This is a genomic window from Paenibacillus sp. (assembly GCF_035645235.1).
GTDB lineage: Bacteria > Bacillota > Bacilli > Paenibacillales > YIM-B00363 > Paenibacillus_AE.
The window spans coordinates 1-19,089 of sequence record NZ_DASQMZ010000087.1 but is presented as its reverse complement, the minus strand read 5'-3'; the positions used below and the strand labels follow the sequence as shown (position 1 = coordinate 19,089).

At 58.1% G+C, this 19,089-nt stretch carries 20 protein-coding genes; 5 read left to right on the top strand and 15 right to left on the bottom strand.

Features of this window, described 5'->3' with window-relative positions:
- Positions 1-470 precede the first annotated feature (470 nt).
- The 13 genes from VEZ38_RS08320 to VEZ38_RS08260 form a co-directional block, all read right to left on the bottom strand.
- Positions 471-1,301, bottom strand: a complete 831-nt coding sequence (locus VEZ38_RS08320; protein WP_324892887.1) for a phytanoyl-CoA dioxygenase family protein — start codon at positions 1,299-1,301, stop codon at positions 471-473.
- Between the two features lie 32 nt (positions 1,302-1,333).
- Positions 1,334-1,840, bottom strand: coding sequence for an MgtC/SapB family protein (locus VEZ38_RS08315; RefSeq protein ID WP_324892886.1), 507 nt, complete (start codon positions 1,838-1,840; stop codon positions 1,334-1,336).
- Positions 1,841-1,852: 12 nt separating this feature from the next.
- On the bottom strand, positions 1,853-2,629 hold the full coding sequence (locus VEZ38_RS08310; protein WP_324892885.1) for a glycerophosphodiester phosphodiesterase family protein: 777 nt from the start codon (positions 2,627-2,629) through the stop codon (positions 1,853-1,855).
- A gap of 82 nt (positions 2,630-2,711) precedes the next feature.
- Positions 2,712-4,058, bottom strand: a complete 1,347-nt coding sequence (locus VEZ38_RS08305; RefSeq protein ID WP_324892884.1) for an ABC transporter substrate-binding protein — start codon at positions 4,056-4,058, stop codon at positions 2,712-2,714.
- Positions 4,059-4,103: 45 nt separating this feature from the next.
- Positions 4,104-4,892 carry a carbohydrate ABC transporter permease gene (locus VEZ38_RS08300; RefSeq protein ID WP_324892889.1) on the bottom strand — a complete coding sequence of 263 codons (789 nt, stop codon included), beginning with the start codon at positions 4,890-4,892 and terminating at the stop codon, positions 4,104-4,106.
- 69 nt (positions 4,893-4,961) lie between these two features.
- Positions 4,962-5,822 carry a carbohydrate ABC transporter permease gene (locus VEZ38_RS08295; RefSeq protein ID WP_414694685.1) on the bottom strand — a complete coding sequence of 287 codons (861 nt, stop codon included), beginning with the start codon at positions 5,820-5,822 and terminating at the stop codon, positions 4,962-4,964.
- 52 nt (positions 5,823-5,874) lie between these two features.
- The gene (locus tag VEZ38_RS08290) at positions 5,875-6,636 is read right to left on the bottom strand and encodes a DeoR/GlpR family DNA-binding transcription regulator (protein WP_324892882.1); all 762 of its coding nucleotides are present in this window, start codon (positions 6,634-6,636) and stop codon (positions 5,875-5,877) included.
- 57 nt (positions 6,637-6,693) lie between these two features.
- A complete protein-coding gene (locus tag VEZ38_RS08285) occupies positions 6,694-7,605 on the bottom strand; it encodes a zinc-binding dehydrogenase (RefSeq protein ID WP_414694684.1) in 912 nt (303 codons plus the stop codon).
- Between the two features lie 606 nt (positions 7,606-8,211).
- On the bottom strand, positions 8,212-8,571 hold the full coding sequence (gene rplT, locus VEZ38_RS08280) for a 50S ribosomal protein L20 (protein ID WP_324892881.1): 360 nt from the start codon (positions 8,569-8,571) through the stop codon (positions 8,212-8,214).
- A 39-nt stretch (positions 8,572-8,610) separates the two neighbouring features.
- On the bottom strand, positions 8,611-8,811 hold the full coding sequence (gene rpmI / locus VEZ38_RS08275; RefSeq protein ID WP_324892880.1) for a 50S ribosomal protein L35: 201 nt from the start codon (positions 8,809-8,811) through the stop codon (positions 8,611-8,613).
- Between the two features lie 29 nt (positions 8,812-8,840).
- Complete coding sequence (gene infC / locus VEZ38_RS08270; protein ID WP_324892879.1) at positions 8,841-9,425, bottom strand: translation initiation factor IF-3; 585 nt, start codon at positions 9,423-9,425, stop codon at positions 8,841-8,843.
- Between the two features lie 180 nt (positions 9,426-9,605).
- The gene (locus VEZ38_RS08265; RefSeq protein WP_324892878.1) at positions 9,606-10,838 is read right to left on the bottom strand and encodes a glycosyltransferase family 2 protein; all 1,233 of its coding nucleotides are present in this window, start codon (positions 10,836-10,838) and stop codon (positions 9,606-9,608) included.
- Positions 10,839-11,117: 279 nt separating this feature from the next.
- Positions 11,118-12,272, bottom strand: coding sequence for a glycosyltransferase family 1 protein (locus VEZ38_RS08260; RefSeq protein ID WP_324892877.1), 1,155 nt, complete (start codon positions 12,270-12,272; stop codon positions 11,118-11,120).
- 238 nt (positions 12,273-12,510) lie between these two features.
- On the opposite strand from VEZ38_RS08260, the gene VEZ38_RS08255 reads away from it, so the two are divergent.
- Positions 12,511-13,038 carry a phosphatase PAP2 family protein gene (locus VEZ38_RS08255; RefSeq protein WP_324892876.1) on the top strand — a complete coding sequence of 176 codons (528 nt, stop codon included), beginning with the start codon at positions 12,511-12,513 and terminating at the stop codon, positions 13,036-13,038.
- 50 nt (positions 13,039-13,088) lie between these two features.
- Positions 13,089-14,210 (top strand): MGDG synthase family glycosyltransferase, encoded by a 1,122-nt coding sequence (locus VEZ38_RS08250; protein ID WP_324892875.1) that lies wholly within the window; start codon positions 13,089-13,091, stop codon positions 14,208-14,210.
- Positions 14,211-14,265: 55 nt separating this feature from the next.
- On the opposite strand, the gene trmB is transcribed toward VEZ38_RS08250, so the two are convergent.
- Together trmB and VEZ38_RS08240 are read right to left on the bottom strand one after the other, a co-directional pair.
- Positions 14,266-15,063 (bottom strand): tRNA (guanosine(46)-N7)-methyltransferase TrmB, encoded by a 798-nt coding sequence (trmB, locus tag VEZ38_RS08245; RefSeq protein ID WP_324892874.1) that lies wholly within the window; start codon positions 15,061-15,063, stop codon positions 14,266-14,268.
- A gap of 204 nt (positions 15,064-15,267) precedes the next feature.
- On the bottom strand, positions 15,268-15,438 hold the full coding sequence (locus VEZ38_RS08240; RefSeq protein ID WP_324892873.1) for a hypothetical protein: 171 nt from the start codon (positions 15,436-15,438) through the stop codon (positions 15,268-15,270).
- A 362-nt stretch (positions 15,439-15,800) separates the two neighbouring features.
- Between VEZ38_RS08240 and VEZ38_RS08235 the strand changes: the two genes are divergently transcribed.
- The 3 genes from VEZ38_RS08235 to VEZ38_RS08225 are packed head-to-tail and all read left to right on the top strand — an operon-like array spanning position 15,801 to position 18,386.
- Complete coding sequence (locus VEZ38_RS08235; RefSeq protein WP_324892872.1) at positions 15,801-16,808, top strand: TIGR01212 family radical SAM protein; 1,008 nt, start codon at positions 15,801-15,803, stop codon at positions 16,806-16,808.
- An 8-nt stretch (positions 16,809-16,816) separates the two neighbouring features.
- Entirely contained in the window at positions 16,817-17,395 is a 579-nt protein-coding gene (locus VEZ38_RS08230; protein WP_324892871.1) for a class I SAM-dependent methyltransferase, read from the top strand.
- Positions 17,396-17,417: 22 nt separating this feature from the next.
- Positions 17,418-18,386, top strand: a complete 969-nt coding sequence (locus VEZ38_RS08225; RefSeq protein ID WP_324892870.1) for a type I phosphomannose isomerase catalytic subunit — start codon at positions 17,418-17,420, stop codon at positions 18,384-18,386.
- Positions 18,387-19,089 lie beyond the last annotated feature (703 nt).

Sequence of the window (19,089 nt, the reverse complement as noted above, 5' to 3'; positions counted from 1 at the left end):
GTACGCTCACATGAGACCCTCCATTCATGTACGTGAGATGAAAATAAAAAACCCTTCCGTCCCGCCGACCGCGTCACGCGGTGCAGCAAAGGGACGAAAGGGGTTATCTTTCGCGGTACCACCCAAAATTCGCTGGAGCCTTGCGGCTGCAGCCTCAAGCAGATACGCGGCCGTTCGGGCGTCGACTATCCCTGCGCGTTCCGTTGCATCTGCGGCACGATAACGTGTGCCAATCCGGATTCCTCCTACTAGCGCGCAGTTCGCGCGGCGGTTCAGAAGAACAGCTCCGAGGTGAGCTCGCATATACGGGAGTTATGGCGAAGGTTTCAGCTGATCCTTCGCTCTCTGGAACATAAGAGCCCGTAAAGCTTCGTCCTCATCATAGCCGATCGAGTATAATCGCCTACAGTTTGTGCATTTAGCTTAAAGATTATTATAGGGCGATGGGATTTACGCGTCAAGTTTTTCTTTCAAGCTTCCCCCATCTTCAGGCCTTCGATGTCGTGTTTTTGAACGATCGGTTCCAGCGTATCGACGATCCGGCAGATCATCCGGCCTTTCAAATCCTCCGGCAATGACTCGTAATACGCCTTCGTCACCTGTAAATCGTGCCGCTCGTGATTGTTTCCGCCGGGGGCGTCCACGCCGAGCACCAGAACGGGTCTCGATTTATCGGAACGGTTGGCGGTTCCCCGGTGGATGGTGAGCGCGGAGCGAACCGAAATATCGCCCATCTGCGGCATCTTCTGCTCCGCCCTTGCTTCATAACGAGGGTACAATTCCTTGGAAGGGAACATACCGTGCTCGAATTCGCTCCCGTCATCCCATTGCGTCCCCGGAGCGATTTCGAAAGGCCCCATATCCGGCAATACATCGACCGTCGTGACGTTGAAGGCGAGGGAATTCAACCTTCTGCCTCGGTACGTTTCCTCGGGCGCCGGGAAATCTCGATGCCACGGCTGGTCGACGGCCCCGGGATTCGGAACGTCGAAGCCGATTTCGACGATTTTGTAATCGGGTCCCAAGACGGTTTCGCAAACAGCCTTGACCCAAGGGTGCGTTACGAGGTCCACGAAGCCCCGGATGTCTTCGGGATGAATTTCTACATAGTGGCGCTTAGGTCCTCTGCCGACGGCTCCTCCCGGTCTTTGGAGAGCGTCTTGGTACAGCCCCTCGATATCCTCGCGGAGCTCCTTGACCCATTCGCGCGGGAACGCCCCTTTCAGCCCCAAGATCCCGGGACCGTATAAAGCGCCCATAATTTCGGCAGCGTCATACTGCGTCGCAAGCATGCGGTTCATAAATATACCTCCCGATGAACATGGTACTTCCCTCACATGGTGGCATGTCGGCCCGGATCGTCTTTCAGGCGTTCCGCTTGAGTACGGATCAACCTCCGCTTCTCCACGGCGTTCCCGATTTTCGCCATCACCATGGAGACGACGACGGTAAAGCTGACGATTCCGTAAAACCCGGCGCCGATGCCGATGCCGACGCCGCCCGCGAACAAAATCATGGCGGCCGACGTCAAGCCCTTCACCTGCAGTCCGTCCTTCAAGATGACGCCCGCGCCGAGAAAACCGAGTCCCGCCACGATTTGCGCGGCAAGACGCATCGGATCCATCATCGAGCGCTCGCTCATCATGCTGAATTTTTCGACGCTAAATATGGAAATCAAGGTGATCAACGTACTGGCTACGCTGACATACATATATGTCTTTAATCCTGCCGGCTTGCTTTTCGATTCGCGATCCCATCCGATCAAGAAGCCTAACAGAGCACTGACGACCACCCGGATATACATTTCGTAATGATTGGCGAGGGTGAATGCGGCGTTCATCTTCCGCCCCCCTTATGTACGAGGACCCGCACTTGAAATCTGCTCGCGTATCTTCATCGCGGGGAACGGGTCGTTGCAAGTCATAACGGTGACGCCGCAGCCCAGCGCATAATAGACGGACTGCGCATCGTCGGGGCAATAACACCAGGTTTGCAATCCGATGTCCCGAAGCTCCTTCACCCGAGCAGGCGTTAATTGCTGCATGCTCATGGCGGCCGCCCACATTTTCGAGTACGTGCCGTCGGGCCCCGAAACAAAGTTGTACATCGACTCGGCGGGGAAGCCTTGCGTCTTCACGCGATAGTTGTCATGCAGGTAAGCGACGACGTCCGCGTCGAAGCTGGTAAATACGCACCGTTCAAGGTATCCGTATGCCTCAAGCATCGAGACGGCGTTGTCCGCGACTTCTTTCGCGTCGGCGCTCGGTTTAATTTCCACATTGAGCAATACCTGCGGGTAAGGGGCGATCAGGTCGCATAATTCTTGGAACGTCGGTATCTTCAACCCTTCGAACGCGTTGCCGAACCACCCCCCTGCATCCAGCTTTTTCAATTCGTCCAACCGGTAGTCGCTCACGCTTCCCGTACCGTTGGTCGTTCGATCCACCGTATCGTCGTGGATGACGACGACCGCTCGATCTTTGGTCATTCGCAAGTCGAACTCCAGCATATCCACTCCCGATTCCAGCGCCCTTTGGAATGCGAGCAGGGTATTTTCCGGATAATGAATTTTTAGTCCCCGGTGTCCGGACACGATGATGGAAGGATTGTTGAGCAGACGTTCGATCATGTGACTTCATCCCTTCGTATGATGAAAGAACGAGAGCCTATAGAATCTTCCTTCTCTATAGGCCCTCCGTTTATAATATAGATTATTGCGCTAAAATTCGATCCGCTTCCTTCTTAAAGGTATCCAAAGTCGCTTGAATATCTTGGTTGTCGTACATAATCGCCTCGATCGCCGAGAAGAACTCGTGCATAACCTCCGGCCAAGCGACGTCCTTATTCGTATCGATCGCATATTCAAGCTGATCGTAAGCGACTTTCCGATTCGGTTCCTTCGCCCAAAGATCTTGCATTTGCTGCGACTCCGTCATCTTCTTCGTGAACGGCAGGTAACCCGTATCGATAATAAATTGCTGCGCCCCGGCCGGGTCCGTCATGACCCAGTGCAAGAATTTCCATGCGGCTTCCTTGTTTTTGCCGTCGCCCATCATAACTACGTTCGCTCCGCCCGTAGGGTTCGCATGTACCTCGTCTCCGGGCAAGAAGGCCGTGACATAATCGAAAGTAACGGTGCTCTGGAGGCCGCCGATGGCGCCGGTCGATTGATACAGCATGCCGACCTTGCCTTCGACGAACATTTGGTTCGCGATGCTGCCGGAGTCCTGCGCCGGCGGATAGTAGAGTGCACCCGTGCTTTGCAGATCCTTAAGGAAGCTAAATACTTTCTTGCCCACGCCGTTGTCGTAAAACCCGATCGACGTATTGTCTTCGTTAAAGAACGTGCCCTTCGCCTGCGTGATCATGGCTAACGGATACCATGTATCGTAAGGCATCGTCACCCCGTAACGCGTAATTTCGCCGTTTTCCTTGACGACTAAAGCGTTCGCCACCGTCTTCAGCTCTTCCCATGTCGTAGGAACGGCGAGTCCCTTCTCGTCCAACATCGACTTGTTCACGTGCATAATCGGAGTGGAGCGATTCAGCGGCAAAGACAACAACTGCCCGTCGAATTTCGAATGGCCCATCATGCCGGCCGAGAAGTCGTTTTCGCTCATGCCCGAAGATTCCAGGTAAGGCGTCAGATCCTCAAGCACCCCCGAATCCGCGAACAATTGGACGTATGCGCGCTCGACCATGCCGATCTCCGGCGCCGTGCCTGCCGAGACGGCTTGTTGCAGCTTCGTAACGGTTTCGTCGTAGTTGCCTTGGAACGTACCCACGACCTCGACCTCGTCTTGACTCTCGTTAAACCGCTGAATCATAGCATTTAAGAAATCCCCGTTGCCTCCGCCCAACGCATGCCAGAACTCGACGGTAACCTTCTCCGCAGGAGCGGACGGCTCGCTTTTTCCGGCATCCGTATTCGTATTCGTTTCCGTACCCGACCCGGCGCTCGGGGTTTCCGCAGGACTTTGCGCGTCGCTGCCCGCGCAACCCGCAAGCAATCCGAACAACATCGTAGTGGCCACCAAGAAACTCGCTTTGTTTCTCATTTCGATCTTCCTCCGCCTTTTTTGTTTTTGTATTGGTAAGGGACGTTATTTAATCCCCGAATACACGAACGCTTTCACGATCTGCCTGGAGCAGAACAAGTATACAAGCAGGATCGGAACGACGAGCACTACGTTGCCCGCCATAATGATGTGCCAATTGCTGATGCCTTCCGTCTCCCGCAGCATGGCGATCCCCATCGTTAACGGACGCACCGCATCCGAATCGGTCATCACCAACGGCCAAAAATAGTCGTTCCAATGGCTGACGAAGCTGAACAACGCAATCGTCGCAAGGGCCGGAACGGACATCGGCGTCATAATTCTCCAGATCACCTGGAATTCGCTGGCGTTGTCCAACCGGGCCGCCTCGACCAATTCCTCCGGGATTTGTCTGAAGTATTGCCGCAGCAGGAAAATGCCGAAAGCGTTAGACATGAATGGTATGATTTGCGGGAGCAGCGTCTTAATCAGGCCCCATTCCGCCAGCATAAGATATACGGGGATAAAGGTGACTTGCCCGGGAATCATGAACGCTAGCAGCACCATACCGAAAAACAAGCCCTGCCCCGGAAACTTATACTTGGCGAACGCGTAGGCTGCCGGGATCATCACGAGCAATTGAATGACGATAATGGATAAGGTCACCGTGATGGAATTTTTAGCGTAGATCAAGAACGGCCCCGCGTTCATCGCCTCGGCGAAGTTCGCCCATTGCGGCACGGCGGGAATCAACGTCGGCGGGAACGCCATCGTCTCCCGGAACGTCTGCAGCGACGTAGAGATCATCCAGAAGAACGGGAACACAAAGATCAAAACTGCGAACGCTTTCAACATCGCGCTTAAGGCCGATAGGATATGTTTGCGCTCAAGCTTCAAGCAAGAACCCCCTTTCTATTCACCTTTCTATTGGTAATGAACCTTCTTGGAGAGCATTCTGAAATAAAAGAGCGTTAGGATCGCGATGATAACCATAAGGACGACTCCGGTCGCCGACGCATAACCGATATTCGTCGTTCGGAATCCGAAGATGTAATACACCAACGTCGTCGTCGCGTCGTTCGGTCCGCCGGCGGTCATAATCCTTACCGTATCGAACACCTTGAACGATCCGATCGTCATGATGATTAAGATAAAGAATAACTGTGGCGAAATGAGCGGCAACGTGATCCGGGTCAACACTTGAAATTTATTAGCGTTGTCGAGCTCGGCCGCTTCGATAATGCTGGTCGGCAGCCCTTGCAGCGCAGCGACGATGATGAGCGTAAAGTAACCGATATTTTGCCATACCGACACGATAATTACGGAAATCAACGCCGTCTGGGAGCTTTGCAGCCATTGAGACGGGGGCAGACCCAAGGTCTTAAAAATAAAATTCAGGAAGCCGATATTCGGCTCCATCAACCATAGCCATACCAACGAGACCGATACGATCGAGATGATATGCGGCGTAAAGATGCTCGCTTGCACGAACTGGTTGAACCACGTTCTCTTGCTCAACCATACCGCGATGAGCAAGGAAATCAGCATCGTTAACGCAACCACGCCGACGGTGTATACCGCCGTATTCGACAATGCCTTGTAAAAATCGCCGCGCGAGAAAATTTGAGCGTAATTGTCGAAGCCGATGAATACGCTTTTGCTTTTGTTCATGAGGTTATACTTATAAAGACTTAAATATATGAGGTAAAACATCGGGTAAATTACGAAAACGAGTATGCCCGCCATCGCCGGAGCGATCATTGCATAAGGACGTATCCAGTCCATGATTTTCCTTGTCAATCCAGCTACCCCCCTTAATTGCTATGAATGAAGCATGTCAGACCGTATACACCGTCATTCCATAGTCGCGGAACGGCTTCAGCTCTTCTTCCGGGACATCCTTGCTGGTGATCAACGTATGGATCGCACTGTTCGGCGCTACCGTATGGAGGGAAATCTTTCCGATCTTACTGTCGTCGGCAACGACGATAATTTCGCTGGCCGCTTGAATCATCCCCTGTTTCGCGGGAACGAGCTGCGCTTCGGGATGCATCAACCCATGCTTCGGGTGAATCGCCGGGATGCCGAGGAACGCTTTCTCGACATGCAGGGATCCTAAGACTTGATTCGTAAACATCCCGTTCAACATATAGCTCGAAGGATACAATTCGCCGCCCGTGAGGATGACGCGCACGCCGGGAGCGTCCTTCAGCTCGGCGGCAATATTAATATCGTTCGTTACCACCGTGAGGTTCGAGCGATTCACTAGATTCTTAGCGATATGTAGCGTCGTCGTCCCGGAATCGATAATAATGTGCTCGCCGTCTTCGACAAGACTGGCGGCCAATTTGCCGATTTGCATCTTTTGCTCCAACCGCGTATTGGATCTTTCATGAAACGGCGGTTCGTCGTACGTCCATTGCTCGGCAATTACGCCGCCGTGCGTTCGCTTTAATAGGCCTTCTTGCTCGATGTCCATCAGATCTCTTCGAATCGTCGCCTCATGGACATGAAACTCTTTGGCAAGAGCCGCTACCGTCGCGATTCGGGATTGCCTCACGTATTCCACGATGCGAAGTTTTCTTTCCGCCGCTAACATGGGATTCCTCCATTCGAGTGCTAGATATGCATAATTAACCTATTATAGTATCTAGACCTACCAATGGAAATCTAATAATATCTTCTTCCAGCTCCGGTGTGCGGCAGCCTCGTCCATCGCTCTCGCGAAATCCGCGGCCGAACCGATTTCCGTATACCGGTCGGGCAATAGCTTCCTCAATGTGTTCTGACAGGACGGATCTCTCATCGCCTCGATTACGGGGCGGTAATCGGAGCTGGAGCTTCTGCTGCTGCCTCGAACGGTGAGCCCCTTCTCGAGAATGTCCCTCGTATTGATCGGCACTCTTTCTTCCGTGACGCCCATCAAAATCAATTGACCGCCGGGACACAGCACATCGATCGCTTGGTTGACTGCGCTTTCCGAAAATTTGCCGCCGGTACATTCCACGGCGATGTCGAAATACCCGCCGGAACCGAAATCATATTCTTGCACTAAACTTCGCGTCGCGAAATCGAATTGGCTCAGCTTGTGCGGGTCGGCGCCGAACACATGGAGTCTTTCGCGCGGGACGCCGTACACATGATGAAGCATCGCGGCGCCCAAATACCCGACCGGACCGTCCCCGAACACCGCTACGCGGGCATCATGAAGTTTATCCTCCACATGGGTCAGCGCCTGGTAAGAAACCGTGCACAATTCGGAGAGTACCGCGATTTCGTCGGGAATCTCGTCCGGGACCGGGACGACGCACGACACGGGCACCACAAGTCGGTGTTGCGCGATGCCGTCGACGCCGCTGCCCAAGAAACGGCCGTGATAGCAATAATTTTCTCCTTTGCCGCTCCGACATGCAGGGCAGCACTGCATCGGGTCGATATTCCGATCTAAGTAACCGGGGATGTTCGGGACGACGACCACCCTGCTCCCGACCTTAACGTCGGGCGACGGCGACTGAACGACCCGGGCCAACCCCTCGTGAATGAGCGCCATCGGCAATTTCCGCTGCAACGCTTCGGGTCGTCTTTGGCCTGTATAGTATCGCAAATCGGCGTGGCATATACTTCCCAACACGGGTTCCACCACGACCTCCCAATCGCGAAGGTCATGTTCTACAGTAGTCTCTACAACTACATGCGGCTTTATCAATCGATACGCGCGAGACGAAATCCGCGTTATGTTGACTTGGGTCAAAGCAATTCCTCCTGGCGGTTCACTATTGCGAGCATGTATCATCATCCGCGTCAATCCGCGCATTAGTGTTCGTTAATGCTCGTTTGCTGTTCGTTTGAGTCCTTCTTTTACTAAATTACAACGCATTTTTGCTCATGTCAACGAAATATTGTTCATTTCTGCGTTGTTTTATGTAAATTTTACGTAAAACTTGACTTTCCGAGGGCTATACCTGTGGTTTTATAGGTCATCATGCGTATTTGTGTCCATTATAATGCCTCTTTGACTCATTCTTGCGCGAAAACAAACATACCAAGATTTGTATTAGGTAGGACGCCGTCTCCTGCAAATTACGGGGCAACGCAAAAAAAAACGCCGCCCCGGCGAACGAACCCCGAAGGGTTCGTCCGCCAAGAGCGGCGGCGGCGTGCGCGAAAGCGAAGCTTACGCGTTGATTTTCTCTTTCGCCTTGCCGGCGAGCGCGTTGAACGCGGTCAAGTCGTTCACGGCGAGGTCGGCGAGCATCTTGCGGTTGACCGTGATGCCGGCGAGCTTCAGGCCGTGCATCATACGGCTGTAAGACAGACCGTTCGTACGAGCGGCCGCGTTGATCCGCACGATCCACAGCTTGCGGAAGTTGCGCTTCGTCTGGCGACGGTCGCGGTATGCGTACAGCAAGGACTTCATCACTTGCTCGTGGGCTTTCTTAAACAGGCGGTGCTTGGCACCGAAATAACCTTTGGCCAGCTTCAGGAACTTCTTATGGCGACGACGAGTTACGAACCCGCCCTTGACTCTTGTCATGAGAATACCCTCCTATATATATGGTCGTGCGTGAGAAGATTACTTCAGGTTGAGCAGCTGCTGCTTCATGCGCGCGTAGTCGCCGGAGTGCAGCAGAGGCTGCGTGCCGAGAACGCGCTTCTGGCGCGGGCTCTTGTGGGACAACAGGTGGTTCTTATGCGCTTTGAACCGCTTGACTTTGCCTGTGCCCGTAATTTTGAAGCGGTCTTTCAAGCTGCTGTGCGTCTTCATCTTTGGCATAACAGTCGTTTCCTCCTAAAATTGTATGTTTAGGTCGTCTTGTTCGGCGCCAGAATCATGATCATGCTGCGGCCCTCGAGCTTCGGACGGCGCTCTTGCACGGCGATGTCCTGCACCTCGGCGGCGACGCGCTCGAGCACCTTCTGCCCGACGCTCGCGTGCATGATTTCGCGTCCGCGGAAGCGGATGCTGCACTTGACCTTATCCTGGTCGTTGATGAACTTCACGACGTTGCGGAGCTTCGTCTGATAGTCGTGCTCGTCGATCGTCGCGCTGAAGCGTACTTCCTTAAGCTCGACGACCTTCTGGTTCTTGCGGTTTTCTTTCTCTTTCTTCTGCTGCTCGTAACGGAATTTGCCGTAGTCCATGATGCGGCAGACCGGCGGCTTCGCCGTCGGAGCGACGTTCACCAGGTCGAGATTGGCGTCGACCGCCATCTGCATCGCTTCGCGGAACGATACGATGCCGATCTGTTCGCCTTGGGCGCCGACAAGACGGACTTCCCTCGCGCGAATTTCTTCGTTAATCTGATGATCCTTGCTAATGGTTTGCCACCTCCGAAAAGTATCCTGCCAAGCAAACAAAAAAACGCGGCGCACCGGACGAAGCTTCATCCGATACCCGCGTCTACCGACGAACATGAAAGGCGCATATGTACGCGCTGCTCGTTAGCGGCGAACCAGCCGACACGGTCGGTCAGGTGAGAAGCGGGTGCTTCTTCTTTTGCTCACTCGAGTTATTAATTTATCATACGGCGTATGCCGTTGTCAAATCCTTTTCCGGAAAACGCTCCTCTAAAACTTCTGCACGTCGTCGAGCCGCAGCACGCGCGTATGCTTCGTGTGGCTCCAGCTCTTGTTGTTTTGCGTGAAGAACGCATGGAACGTGATCGGATACCACGACAAGAGGAACAACGGGAACGCAAGGAGCGATGCGTACATTTTCCAATTCCGGACCTTCTCCAGCGCAAGCGCGAGCGGGAACTGCATATAGACGACGATCAGCGCGACGCCTCCGACCCAGACCGGCACGAAGTCGTACACCGACAGGAACGTCGGCTTTCCCGGCAACAGCTCGTCGAACCACATAACGACCGTGAAGACGAGCGAGATGAACACGTTATACACGCTGATCGAGTAGAGCGCCGTATCGATCTTCGTCCACTTCCGCTCCTTGATGCCCGCCCACAGCAGCGGGAAGAAGTAGCGGCGCGCGACGTCGAAGTGGCCCTGCATCCAGCGCAGCCGCTGGCGGGCGGACGCTTGGAACGTGAGCGGCTTCTCGTCGTACACCTTCGCGTCGTAATTGAACGTCGGGTAGACGCCCCGCTGCACGCAGCGCATCGTGAACTCGAGATCCTCGACGAGCGACGTCGCGCCCCAGCCCATCTCCTGCAGCAGCTTCGTCTCGAAGCACATGCCCGTGCCGCCAAGGAAATTCGCCATGCCGAGCGCGCGGCGCGGCATCTGCCACAGCCGGTTGCAGAACCAGTACGTGACGCCGTAGGACGCCGTGATCCAGGAGTCGACCGGATTTTTCGTGTCGAGGTACGCCTGGATGACGCGCGAGCCGTTGCAAAGGTCGTTGTTCATCTCGCGCAAATATTGCGGGCTGACGAGGTTATCGGCGTCGAACATGACGACGGCGTCGTATTCGCGCTCCATGCTCCACAGTTCCTTCAGCATCCACTCGATCGCGAAGCCCTTGCCGCGCAGCGCGTCGTTGCGCCGCTCCATCGCGATCGCCCCGTGCGCCCGAACGACGTCCGCCGTCCGGTCGGTGCAGTTGTCGCAAATGACGAACACGTCGTACAGCTCGCGCGGGTAATCGAGCGCCTTCAGGTTATCCACGAGCGCGCCGACGACCTGCTCCTCGTTATGCGCGGCGACGAGCACCGCGAACGTCTTCCGCGGCGCGTGCTCCCGCTTCTCTTTCTTGATCCGCAGCCCCCAAAACGACAATACCAACTGATAAAGCCCCACCGCGAACAATCCGATTTGTACGACCAGTACGATTCCGTTCATCATGCTGCCCCCTTTTCTCTCTGTCAAATAAATATTTGGTAAATCGCTATCTGATTGTGCGGGAGAACGGCGAGGAAGTCAAAAACCGTCAGCCGCGAAATCGGGCGATTCTCCCGGAGAAAACGGGATTGGCGCGCGCTTCGTCACCGACGGTTCGTTCATTATTGGGCGATATATAGTTATTTTACCGTTTTGCTCGTTTTTTATGACAAAAAGATTACTTAATGTTACAAAATTGTTACAAAACCGACCGATACCGAACCCTCGGCGGCGAAATTCCGTCTAAAGAAGTACCGGTTCCCCGGACGTCCGAACGACCTCTTCGTAAGAGCGAAGCAGCTTGTGGAAAATGGCGTCCCACGACTGCGACCGGGCGTACGCCGTGCCGGCGGCGGCGAGCCGCGCCCGGAGCGACGCGTCTCGGCGAAGCCGCAGCAGCGCCTCGGCGAAGGCGCCGGCGTCCCGCGGGGGGCACAGCCAGCCGGTTTCGCCGTGGCGCACGCTGTCGAGCACGCCGCCCGCGGCCGCGCCGACGACCGCCGTGCCGCTCGCCATCGCCTCGAGCACGACGTTGCCGAACGTCTCGGTCGCCGACGGGAACAGAAAGACGTCCGCGGCGGCGTACAGCTCGGCGAGCCGGCGCCCTTCGACGAAGCCGAGCGCGCGGATGCGCTCCCCCGGCGCGATCGACGCGACGAGCTCCTTATACAGCGGCCCGTCGCCGGCGATGACGAGCTCCATGCCGGCGCGCTCCGCCTCGGGCAGCGACCGATACGCTTCGAGCAGCACGTCGACGCTCTTCTCCGGCGCGAGCCGGCCGACGTACAGCACGACGAACGCATCCGGATCGACGCCGAACGAGCGGAGCGCGGCGTCGCGGTCGACCTCCGGACGAAACAGCGAGGCGTCGATGCCGCGGCCCCAAATTTCCATCTCGGGGAAGCCGTGCGGCTCGAGATGCGCCTTCGCCGATCGCGAAGGCACGTAAACTTTCCGGCAATCCGCGTGGAACCAAGACATATACTTCATTAGGACGGGCTCCATCCACTGCAGCTTATAGTAGGATAGGTATTGGTCGAAGTGCGTGTGATAGGAGGCGACGAGCGGGATGCCGCGCTTCCGGGCGTAATGGCTGCCGTAGAAGCCTATGTTGAACGGCGTCGCCACATGTACGATCGTCGGCTCGAACTCGCGCAGCGCCTTCTTTACGTGGATCGGATTCGGCAGCGCGAATTTGCAGTCCGGGTACAGCAAGAACGGCACGCTGGACAGCCGCTCCACCGAGCTGCGGTCCGCCGCGAAGCGATCCTCCGCCGCGGGGGCGAATACCTTGCAAGGGACGCCTTGCGATTCTAGGAACGCCGTCCATCGGCCGAGCGTCTTCGCGACGCCGTTCACCTCCGGGACGTACGTATCGGTAAACAGGGCTACTCTCATAAGCGCGTACCTCCTTCCGCCAGCGGCGCGGGACCGGCCGCTCGGCGACATTTTCCGATACAACCATTATACTTGCTTTCTATTATCGGAACGTCATCGCATCGTAAAAACGGCGATTCGCCGAAAATTTACGTTCGTTTGATACGGCATTAACAAATCGTTACTAGAATAATGGTTGTAGCCATCTATACGGCGTTTCGGTACAATAAGGTCAGACAATAGAGGAGGACTTGCCGCTATGAGCCGCATCGTTACTTGGCTGAAGGATCACGATCAACGCGTGTTCTTTCTTGTAAATCATAAATTTAACCACGCCTTGCTAGGGATGCTGCTCGGCCGGATCACCCATATGGGAGGCGCGACCGCCACGGTGCTCGCGACGTTAAGCATTTGGCTGTTCGCCCCGAAGCCGGTGTCGGTCGTCGGCATGCAGGCGTTCGTCGCCTTGGCGATCAGCCACATCCCGGTCCAAATCGGGAAGAAGCTTTACCCGAGGCTTCGGCCGTATCTCACGCTGCCGAACGCGATTACGGGCACGAAACTGCTGAAGGACCATTCCTTCCCGTCCGGGCATACGACGGCGATCTTCTCGGTCATCTCGCCCTTCGTCATCGCGTTCAACTGGGTCGGCCTCATTCTTATTCCGATCGCGATGGTCGTCGGCATGTCCCGCATGTACCTCGGTTTGCATTACCCGTCGGACGTTGCGGCCGGCTGCGTCATCGGATGCGTCACGGCGTCGTTCACGGTTGCTTTCCTCGGGTAATGTCGGTATTGTTTTGCCATAGATGCGCCCATAAGGTCAGGTGAATTTCCTTGCAGCGAAAGAAGCGGGTATTGATCCTTTCGGAGGGGTTCGGGGCCGGACATACGCAGGCGGCCAACGCGCTCGCCGTCAGCCTGAAGCGGATGTCCCCCCATGTGCAGACGCGAGTGCTCGAGCTCGGTTCGTTCCTGCATCCGACGATTTTCCCGATGATATTCAACGCCTACAAGAAGACGCTCACCTCGCAGCCGAAGCTGTACGGCATGATGTATCGGTCGCAGTATAAGAAGAAGGTCGGCCGGCTGTCCCAGCTCGCGCTGCATCGCATCTTCTATGCGCAGACCGCCCATATTATCCGGACGCTGAAGCCGGACACGATCGTGTGCACGCATCCGTTCCCGAACATCGTCGTCTCGCGCCTCAAGCGATCGGCCGGGTTGGACGTTCCGCTGTGCACCGTCATTACCGACTACGACGCCCACGGGACGTGGATCTCCGCGGAGACGAACCGCTACCTGGTCTCTACGCCGGAGGTCAAGAACAAGCTGATCGCCCGGGGCGTGCCGAGCCGCATCATCCGCGTGACCGGCATCCCGGTCCATCCGAACTTCTGGCAGCCGCAGGACAAGGGCGCGATTCGCGCGGAATTCGGGCTGAAGGCGATGCCGACCGTGCTCGTCATGGGCGGCGGCTGGGGGCTCGTCAATCAGGAAGAGCTGCTGAAATATATGGTCGCCTGGCGCGACCGCATCCAGTTCATCTTCGTGCTGGGCAACAACCGCAAGGCGTACGAGGAGATGTCCGCGGATCCCGCGTTCGATCACGAGCACATTAAGCTGCTCGGCTTCACCCGCGAGGTCGACAAGCTGATGGAGGTGTCCGACCTGCTCGTTACGAAGCCGGGCGGCATGACGTGCACGGAAGCGCTCGCGAAGGGGCTGCCGATGCTGTTCCATGAAGCGATCCCCGGCCAAGAGGAAGAAAACGCGCAATACTTTACGAGCAACGGCTTCGGCGAGCAGCTGAAGTCGGTGGAGACGATCGACTACTGGTTCCGGCGGCTCGTCATGCAATACGACGAGGTGCTCCAGCGGCGGCAGCTGCTCACGCAGATGCTGCAGCGGACGAACCCCGAGGATTGCTCGAAGGCGATTTTGCAGATGGTGAACTAGCGGGCGGGCCGTAGGCCCAAAAAGAGGACCCGGGGCATCCCCCCGGGTCCTCTCTTTATTGCGCCGCGCCGGCATGCTCGGGCGCGTCCGCGGCGGCGCCTTCGCCGGCCGCCTCCTGCGCCGCCCGCCGGCGCTGCGCCGCCGTGTCCTCGCGGCGCCGGGCGACCGCGGCGTCGCCGACGATCACTTCGACCCGATGGATGTTCACGCCTTGGCTCGAAAATTTCATCTCGTATTCGGTCATCACGTTGTTGGGCGCGATGCCCTGCCCGTGCAGATCGAGCGAGATGTTGCGCATCATGAGCTCCGCCTCCGCGAAGGAGTTCAGCGAAAACTCGAACAACGACCGGGAATCGGTCTTGAAATGTATTTCCCCGTCGGCATTCAATATTTCGCGGTACTTCGCGAGGAAGTTCGCATGCGTCAACCGCCGGTTCGCATGGCGCGTCTTCGGCCACGGATCGCTGAAGTTGAGATAGATCCGCTCGATTTCCCCCGGGGCGAACATGTTCTCGATGCCCTCGATGTTGCCGAGCGCAAGGCGCAGGTTGTTCGGCGGCTCGGCGCCGCCATGCGCGTCCGACCAGGCCTCCCGCGTCTCGTCCGCCTTTTCGCTCGCTTTGCGAATTAATTCGTCGTACATATCGATGCCGATAAAATTCCATTCCGGGTGCTGCAGGCTCATCAAGCTGATAAAGCGCCCCTTGCCCATGCCCAGCTCTACATGAATCGGCTTGTCGTTGCCGAATACGTCGCGCCATCGTCCGCGGTACGCCGCCGGCTGCAGCACGACCCGCTCCTCGAGCGTCTGCAGCAGCTCCTTCGTCCCCGATCTTCTACGTAAACGCCCCATACGCTTCGCTCTTCCCCTTCGATATGCGGTACCCGCCTTGGTCTTTCCTTATTGTGCCCAATCGGGCGGGGGTTGTAAAGCGGGCAGGACCGGCCGCCGCGTGCGACGCCCGTCCCCCGCAGGCTCGTCCGCCTCCCGAAAACAAAAAGAGCCCCCGCATCGCTGCGGATGAGCTCTTCGGAACGGCTTCGCCCTATGGACGGCTTATTGCTTCAGCATCTTGCTGTCGACGGATTCCTTCAGCTTGCGGCGGGCGCTCGGCAGCAGCTCCGGCTGTTCGTTGAATTTATAGCCGGTCAGCGCGATCGCTTCCTTCACCGTCAGTTCGACCATGATCTTCTCCTCGCCATGAGGAACCGCTACTTCGTGCGTCATGTCGATCACCTCGTTCATGCGATTTTTGGAAAGGTAATCGTATTGTGCCCTTCCCTGCACTAACCCAAACCAACCTCTACGAAAACGCCGTTTTCGTTGTCGCGACACACTTGTAATATAACATGCCATGTAAGTTATGTCAAGATGTAAGCGCTTTATATTGGGGGAAATGGGCCCCGTCCCGTCTCCGTACTTTCGCTGTTCTTTCGTCCGCATCGTACGGAATTAGGGTCGTTTCCAGGGGGAAATCGGGTTTCGTCGTTCCCGGTTCGGGCGAATCGGCCGCTTTCCCTCCTTCGTCCAATTAGGGTACAATGGGGACAGAAAAAAATATTTTTCGGAATCGAGTGGGATGCGCACATATGACTAATCAAGACGCCGCGGCCGGCCCGGCGTTATGGGGCGACAAGCGGTTTCATACATGGAATTACGAGATGCGCGAGCGGTTCGGCGAGAAGGTGTTCAAGGTCATGCTGGACGCCGGCTTCACGTGTCCGAACCGGGACGGGTCGATCGCGACGGGCGGGTGTACGTTTTGCAGCGCTAGGGGCTCCGGCGATTTCGCCGGCAGCCGGCGCGACGACTTGGTCGTGCAGTTCGGGAAGGTGCGCGACCGGCAGCACGCGAAGTGGCCGAACGCGAAATACATCGGCTACTTCCAAGCGTATACGAATACCTACGCGCCGGTCGCGGAGCTGCGGGAATATTACGAGACGATTCTCGCCCTGCCCGGCGTCGTAGGGCTGTCGATCGCGACGCGGCCGGACTGTCTGCCGGACGACGTGATCGATTATTTGGCCGAGTTGAACGAACGGACGTATTTGTGGCTCGAGATGGGGCTGCAGACGGTGCACGAATCGACGTCTACGCTCATCAACCGGGCGCACGACACCGAGACGTATTTACAGGCGGTGGAGAAGCTGCGCGCTCGCGGCATTCGGGTGTGCGCGCATATCATCTACGGGCTGCCGCAGGAAACGCACGAGATGATGCTCGAGACGGGCGAGGCGGTCGCGCGGATGGACGTGCAGGGCATTAAAATTCACCTGCTGCATCTCATGCGCAAGACGCCGATGGTCAAGCAGTACGAGGCGGGTCTCCTGCGCTTCCTCGAGCGCGACGAGTACGTCGGGCTCGTCGTCGACACGCTCGAGCGGCTCCCGCCGGAGATGATCGTGCACCGCGTCACCGGCGACGCGCCCCGGGATCTGCTGATCGGGCCGACGTGGAGCCTTCGCAAGTGGGAAGTGCTTAACGCGATCGACGCCGAGCTCGCCCGCCGCGATACGTGGCAAGGCAAGCATTGGCGCGCCGGCGAGACGCTTCGCCCCGGCGCCGGTGCGGCGCGCGGGCTCGAGCTGGGGAGGTAACGCCGCCCATGGGCTTCCTCTCGATTTTATCGTTCGCCCATGCGATCGTCGGCGAACGGGTGCGTTCGGGCGACGTCGTCGTCGACGCGACGATGGGCAACGGGCACGATACGTTGTTTCTGGCCGGCCTCGTCGGCGACGGCGGCCATGTGTACGCCTTCGACGTGCAGCCCGCGGCGCTCGCCGCGACGCAGGCGCGCCTCGCCGCGGCGGGCGTGCCGGCGGCGAGGTACACGCTGCTGCTCCGGGATCACGCCGAGCTCGCGGACGCGCTGCCGACGGACGCGCGCGGCGCCGTCGCCGCGGCGATGTTCAATCTCGGCTACTTGCCCGGGGCCGACCATGCCGTGACGACGCAGCCGGCTACCACGCTGCGGGCTCTCGACGCCGCGCTCGCGACGCTGCGGGTCGGCGGCGCGCTGTGCGCCGTCGTCTACCCGGGCCATCCCGGGGGCGCCGAGGAGGCGGCCGCCGTCGAGGCGTGGGCCGCCGCGCTCGAGCCGGAGCGATGGCAGGCGGTGACGTATCGTTTTCTCAATCCGCGCAATCCGCCGCCGTACGTCGTCGCCGTGGAGAAGCGTAAATGACCCTCAAGGAGAGATCATGTTCATGACAGCACCTTATCCATTGAAATTCGTTCCCGAATTTAAAGAGCGCGTCTGGGGGGCTCGAGAGCTGGAGCGCTTCGGCTTCGAGCTGCCGCCGGGCAACATCGGCGAAGGCTGGATGATCGGCGAACACCCGAACGGCACGACGGCGGTCGAAAGCGGCCCGCTGGCCGGCGTGCGGCTCGACGAGCTGCGCGAGCGGTTCGGCGCCGAGTGGCTCGGCTCGCGGGGGATTTCCGCGAAGACGGGGCGGTTCCCGCTGCTGATTAAGCTGCTCGATTGCAGCGACGACCTGTCGGTGCAGGTACATCCGAACGACGATTACGCGCGCCTCGGCGCCGGAGAGCTCGGCAAGACGGAGATGTGGTACGTGCTCGACGCGAAGCCCGGGGCGAAGATTATTTACGGCTTGCGGGAGGGCGTGGAGCGCGCCGCGTTGGCGGCGGCCATCGCGGAAGGCCGTATTCTGGAGTGCCTGCATGAGGTGGAGGCGTCGGCGGGCGACACGTTCTACATCCCGGCGGGCACGGTGCATGCGCTCGGGGCGGGCGTGCTCGTGGCGGAGATTCAGCAGAACTCCGACACGACGTACCGCCTGTACGATTACGACCGTCCGGGCCTGGACGGCAAGCCGCGCGAGCTGCATATCGAAGACTCGCTGAACGTGATCGCGTACGACGGCGCCGGCGCCTCGTACGGCAAGACCGAGCTCGCGGGCGACAACGCGTGGCTGCAGCTCGCCGCCTCCCCCTACTTCACGGTGGAGAAAGGCCGCATCGGCGGCGAGTGGGCGCTGTCGACGTCCGCCGACAGCTTCCAAATTTTGATCGCCTGCGAGGGCTCGGGCGCCATTCGGTGGGCCGGCGGCGAGGCGGCCCTTCGGCCGGGCGACTGCTACCTGCTGCCCGCGAACCTGGGCGCCTATACGCTCGCCGGCGACGCGACCGTGCTCCGGAGCTACATTCCGTAGGCTCCATAGCATCCTTGCCGTCCGCCCCCCCCGCGTCCGCGTGCATTCCCACGTGCCCTTGCCGTTCCGGCGAGGGCTTTTTCCGTTCGCCCGCCGGTTCGCAGGCCGCGGCTGCAGCCGCGTCTTGGTCGCTGAGGCCATCCCCACCGCCCCTGCGCCGCGCTCCCGGCGTCACATTACGACGCGGATTCAACTCCCCCGCTCCCGCTCCTTGCCGCCCCCGCTTCGCCGCCCGCACATGAACTAACTCACAGGAGCCTCGCCGTTCCGCCTATCGCCCCCGCCGACATGCCCGCAGATAGCCTTTCGCACCAACTGGGAACACCCTTCCCTCTTTCGCGGTAAGGCGTTCCCACTTTCCGGGTACACCTTTCCCACTTGGCTACGTTCCACTTCCATCCGCTGCTGGCCGACACCCCGCCGCTCGCTTACCGACTGCAGTTCCGCATACCGCCGACAAACTCGCCAACAGCCCGCCGAACCAAACTGGGAACACCCTTCCCTCTTTCGCGGTAAGGCGTTCCCACTTTCCGGGTACACCCTTCCCACTTGGCTGCGTTCCGCCTACGTCCGCTGCCCGGTCGAGCCGACATGCTCGCATCGACCGCAGTTCTGCTACCCGCCGACATGCCCGCCGATAGCCTTTCGCACCAACTGGGAACACCCTTCCCTCTTTCGCGGTAAGGCGTTCCCTCTTTCCGGG

Bases quoted from the DNA above. Each gene is read 5' to 3' on its own strand.
- VEZ38_RS08230 (WP_324892871.1), top strand. From the start codon at position 16,817: ATGGGCTTCCTCTCGATTTTATCGTTCGCCCATGCGATCGTCGGCGAA.
- VEZ38_RS08310 (WP_324892885.1), bottom strand. From the start codon at position 2,629: ATGATCGAACGTCTGCTCAACAATCCTTCCATCATCGTGTCCGGACAC.
- rplT (WP_324892881.1), bottom strand. From the start codon at position 8,571: ATGACAAGAGTCAAGGGCGGGTTCGTAACTCGTCGTCGCCATAAGAAG.
- VEZ38_RS08265 (WP_324892878.1), bottom strand. From the start codon at position 10,838: ATGATGAACGGAATCGTACTGGTCGTACAAATCGGATTGTTCGCGGTG.
- rpmI (WP_324892880.1), bottom strand. From the start codon at position 8,811: ATGCCAAAGATGAAGACGCACAGCAGCTTGAAAGACCGCTTCAAAATT.
- VEZ38_RS08225 (WP_324892870.1), top strand. From the start codon at position 17,418: ATGACAGCACCTTATCCATTGAAATTCGTTCCCGAATTTAAAGAGCGC.
- VEZ38_RS08295 (WP_414694685.1), bottom strand. From the start codon at position 5,822: ATGGACTGGATACGTCCTTATGCAATGATCGCTCCGGCGATGGCGGGC.
- VEZ38_RS08255 (WP_324892876.1), top strand. From the start codon at position 12,511: ATGAGCCGCATCGTTACTTGGCTGAAGGATCACGATCAACGCGTGTTC.
- VEZ38_RS08315 (WP_324892886.1), bottom strand. From the start codon at position 1,840: ATGAACGCCGCATTCACCCTCGCCAATCATTACGAAATGTATATCCGG.
- VEZ38_RS08260 (WP_324892877.1), bottom strand. From the start codon at position 12,272: ATGAGAGTAGCCCTGTTTACCGATACGTACGTCCCGGAGGTGAACGGC.
- VEZ38_RS08235 (WP_324892872.1), top strand. From the start codon at position 15,801: ATGACTAATCAAGACGCCGCGGCCGGCCCGGCGTTATGGGGCGACAAG.
- VEZ38_RS08240 (WP_324892873.1), bottom strand. From the start codon at position 15,438: ATGACGCACGAAGTAGCGGTTCCTCATGGCGAGGAGAAGATCATGGTC.
- VEZ38_RS08300 (WP_324892889.1), bottom strand. From the start codon at position 4,892: ATGTTGAAAGCGTTCGCAGTTTTGATCTTTGTGTTCCCGTTCTTCTGG.
- VEZ38_RS08305 (WP_324892884.1), bottom strand. From the start codon at position 4,058: ATGAGAAACAAAGCGAGTTTCTTGGTGGCCACTACGATGTTGTTCGGA.
- VEZ38_RS08320 (WP_324892887.1), bottom strand. From the start codon at position 1,301: ATGAACCGCATGCTTGCGACGCAGTATGACGCTGCCGAAATTATGGGC.
- infC (WP_324892879.1), bottom strand. From the start codon at position 9,425: ATGAAGCTTCGTCCGGTGCGCCGCGTTTTTTTGTTTGCTTGGCAGGAT.
- trmB (WP_324892874.1), bottom strand. From the start codon at position 15,063: ATGGGGCGTTTACGTAGAAGATCGGGGACGAAGGAGCTGCTGCAGACG.
- VEZ38_RS08290 (WP_324892882.1), bottom strand. From the start codon at position 6,636: ATGTTAGCGGCGGAAAGAAAACTTCGCATCGTGGAATACGTGAGGCAA.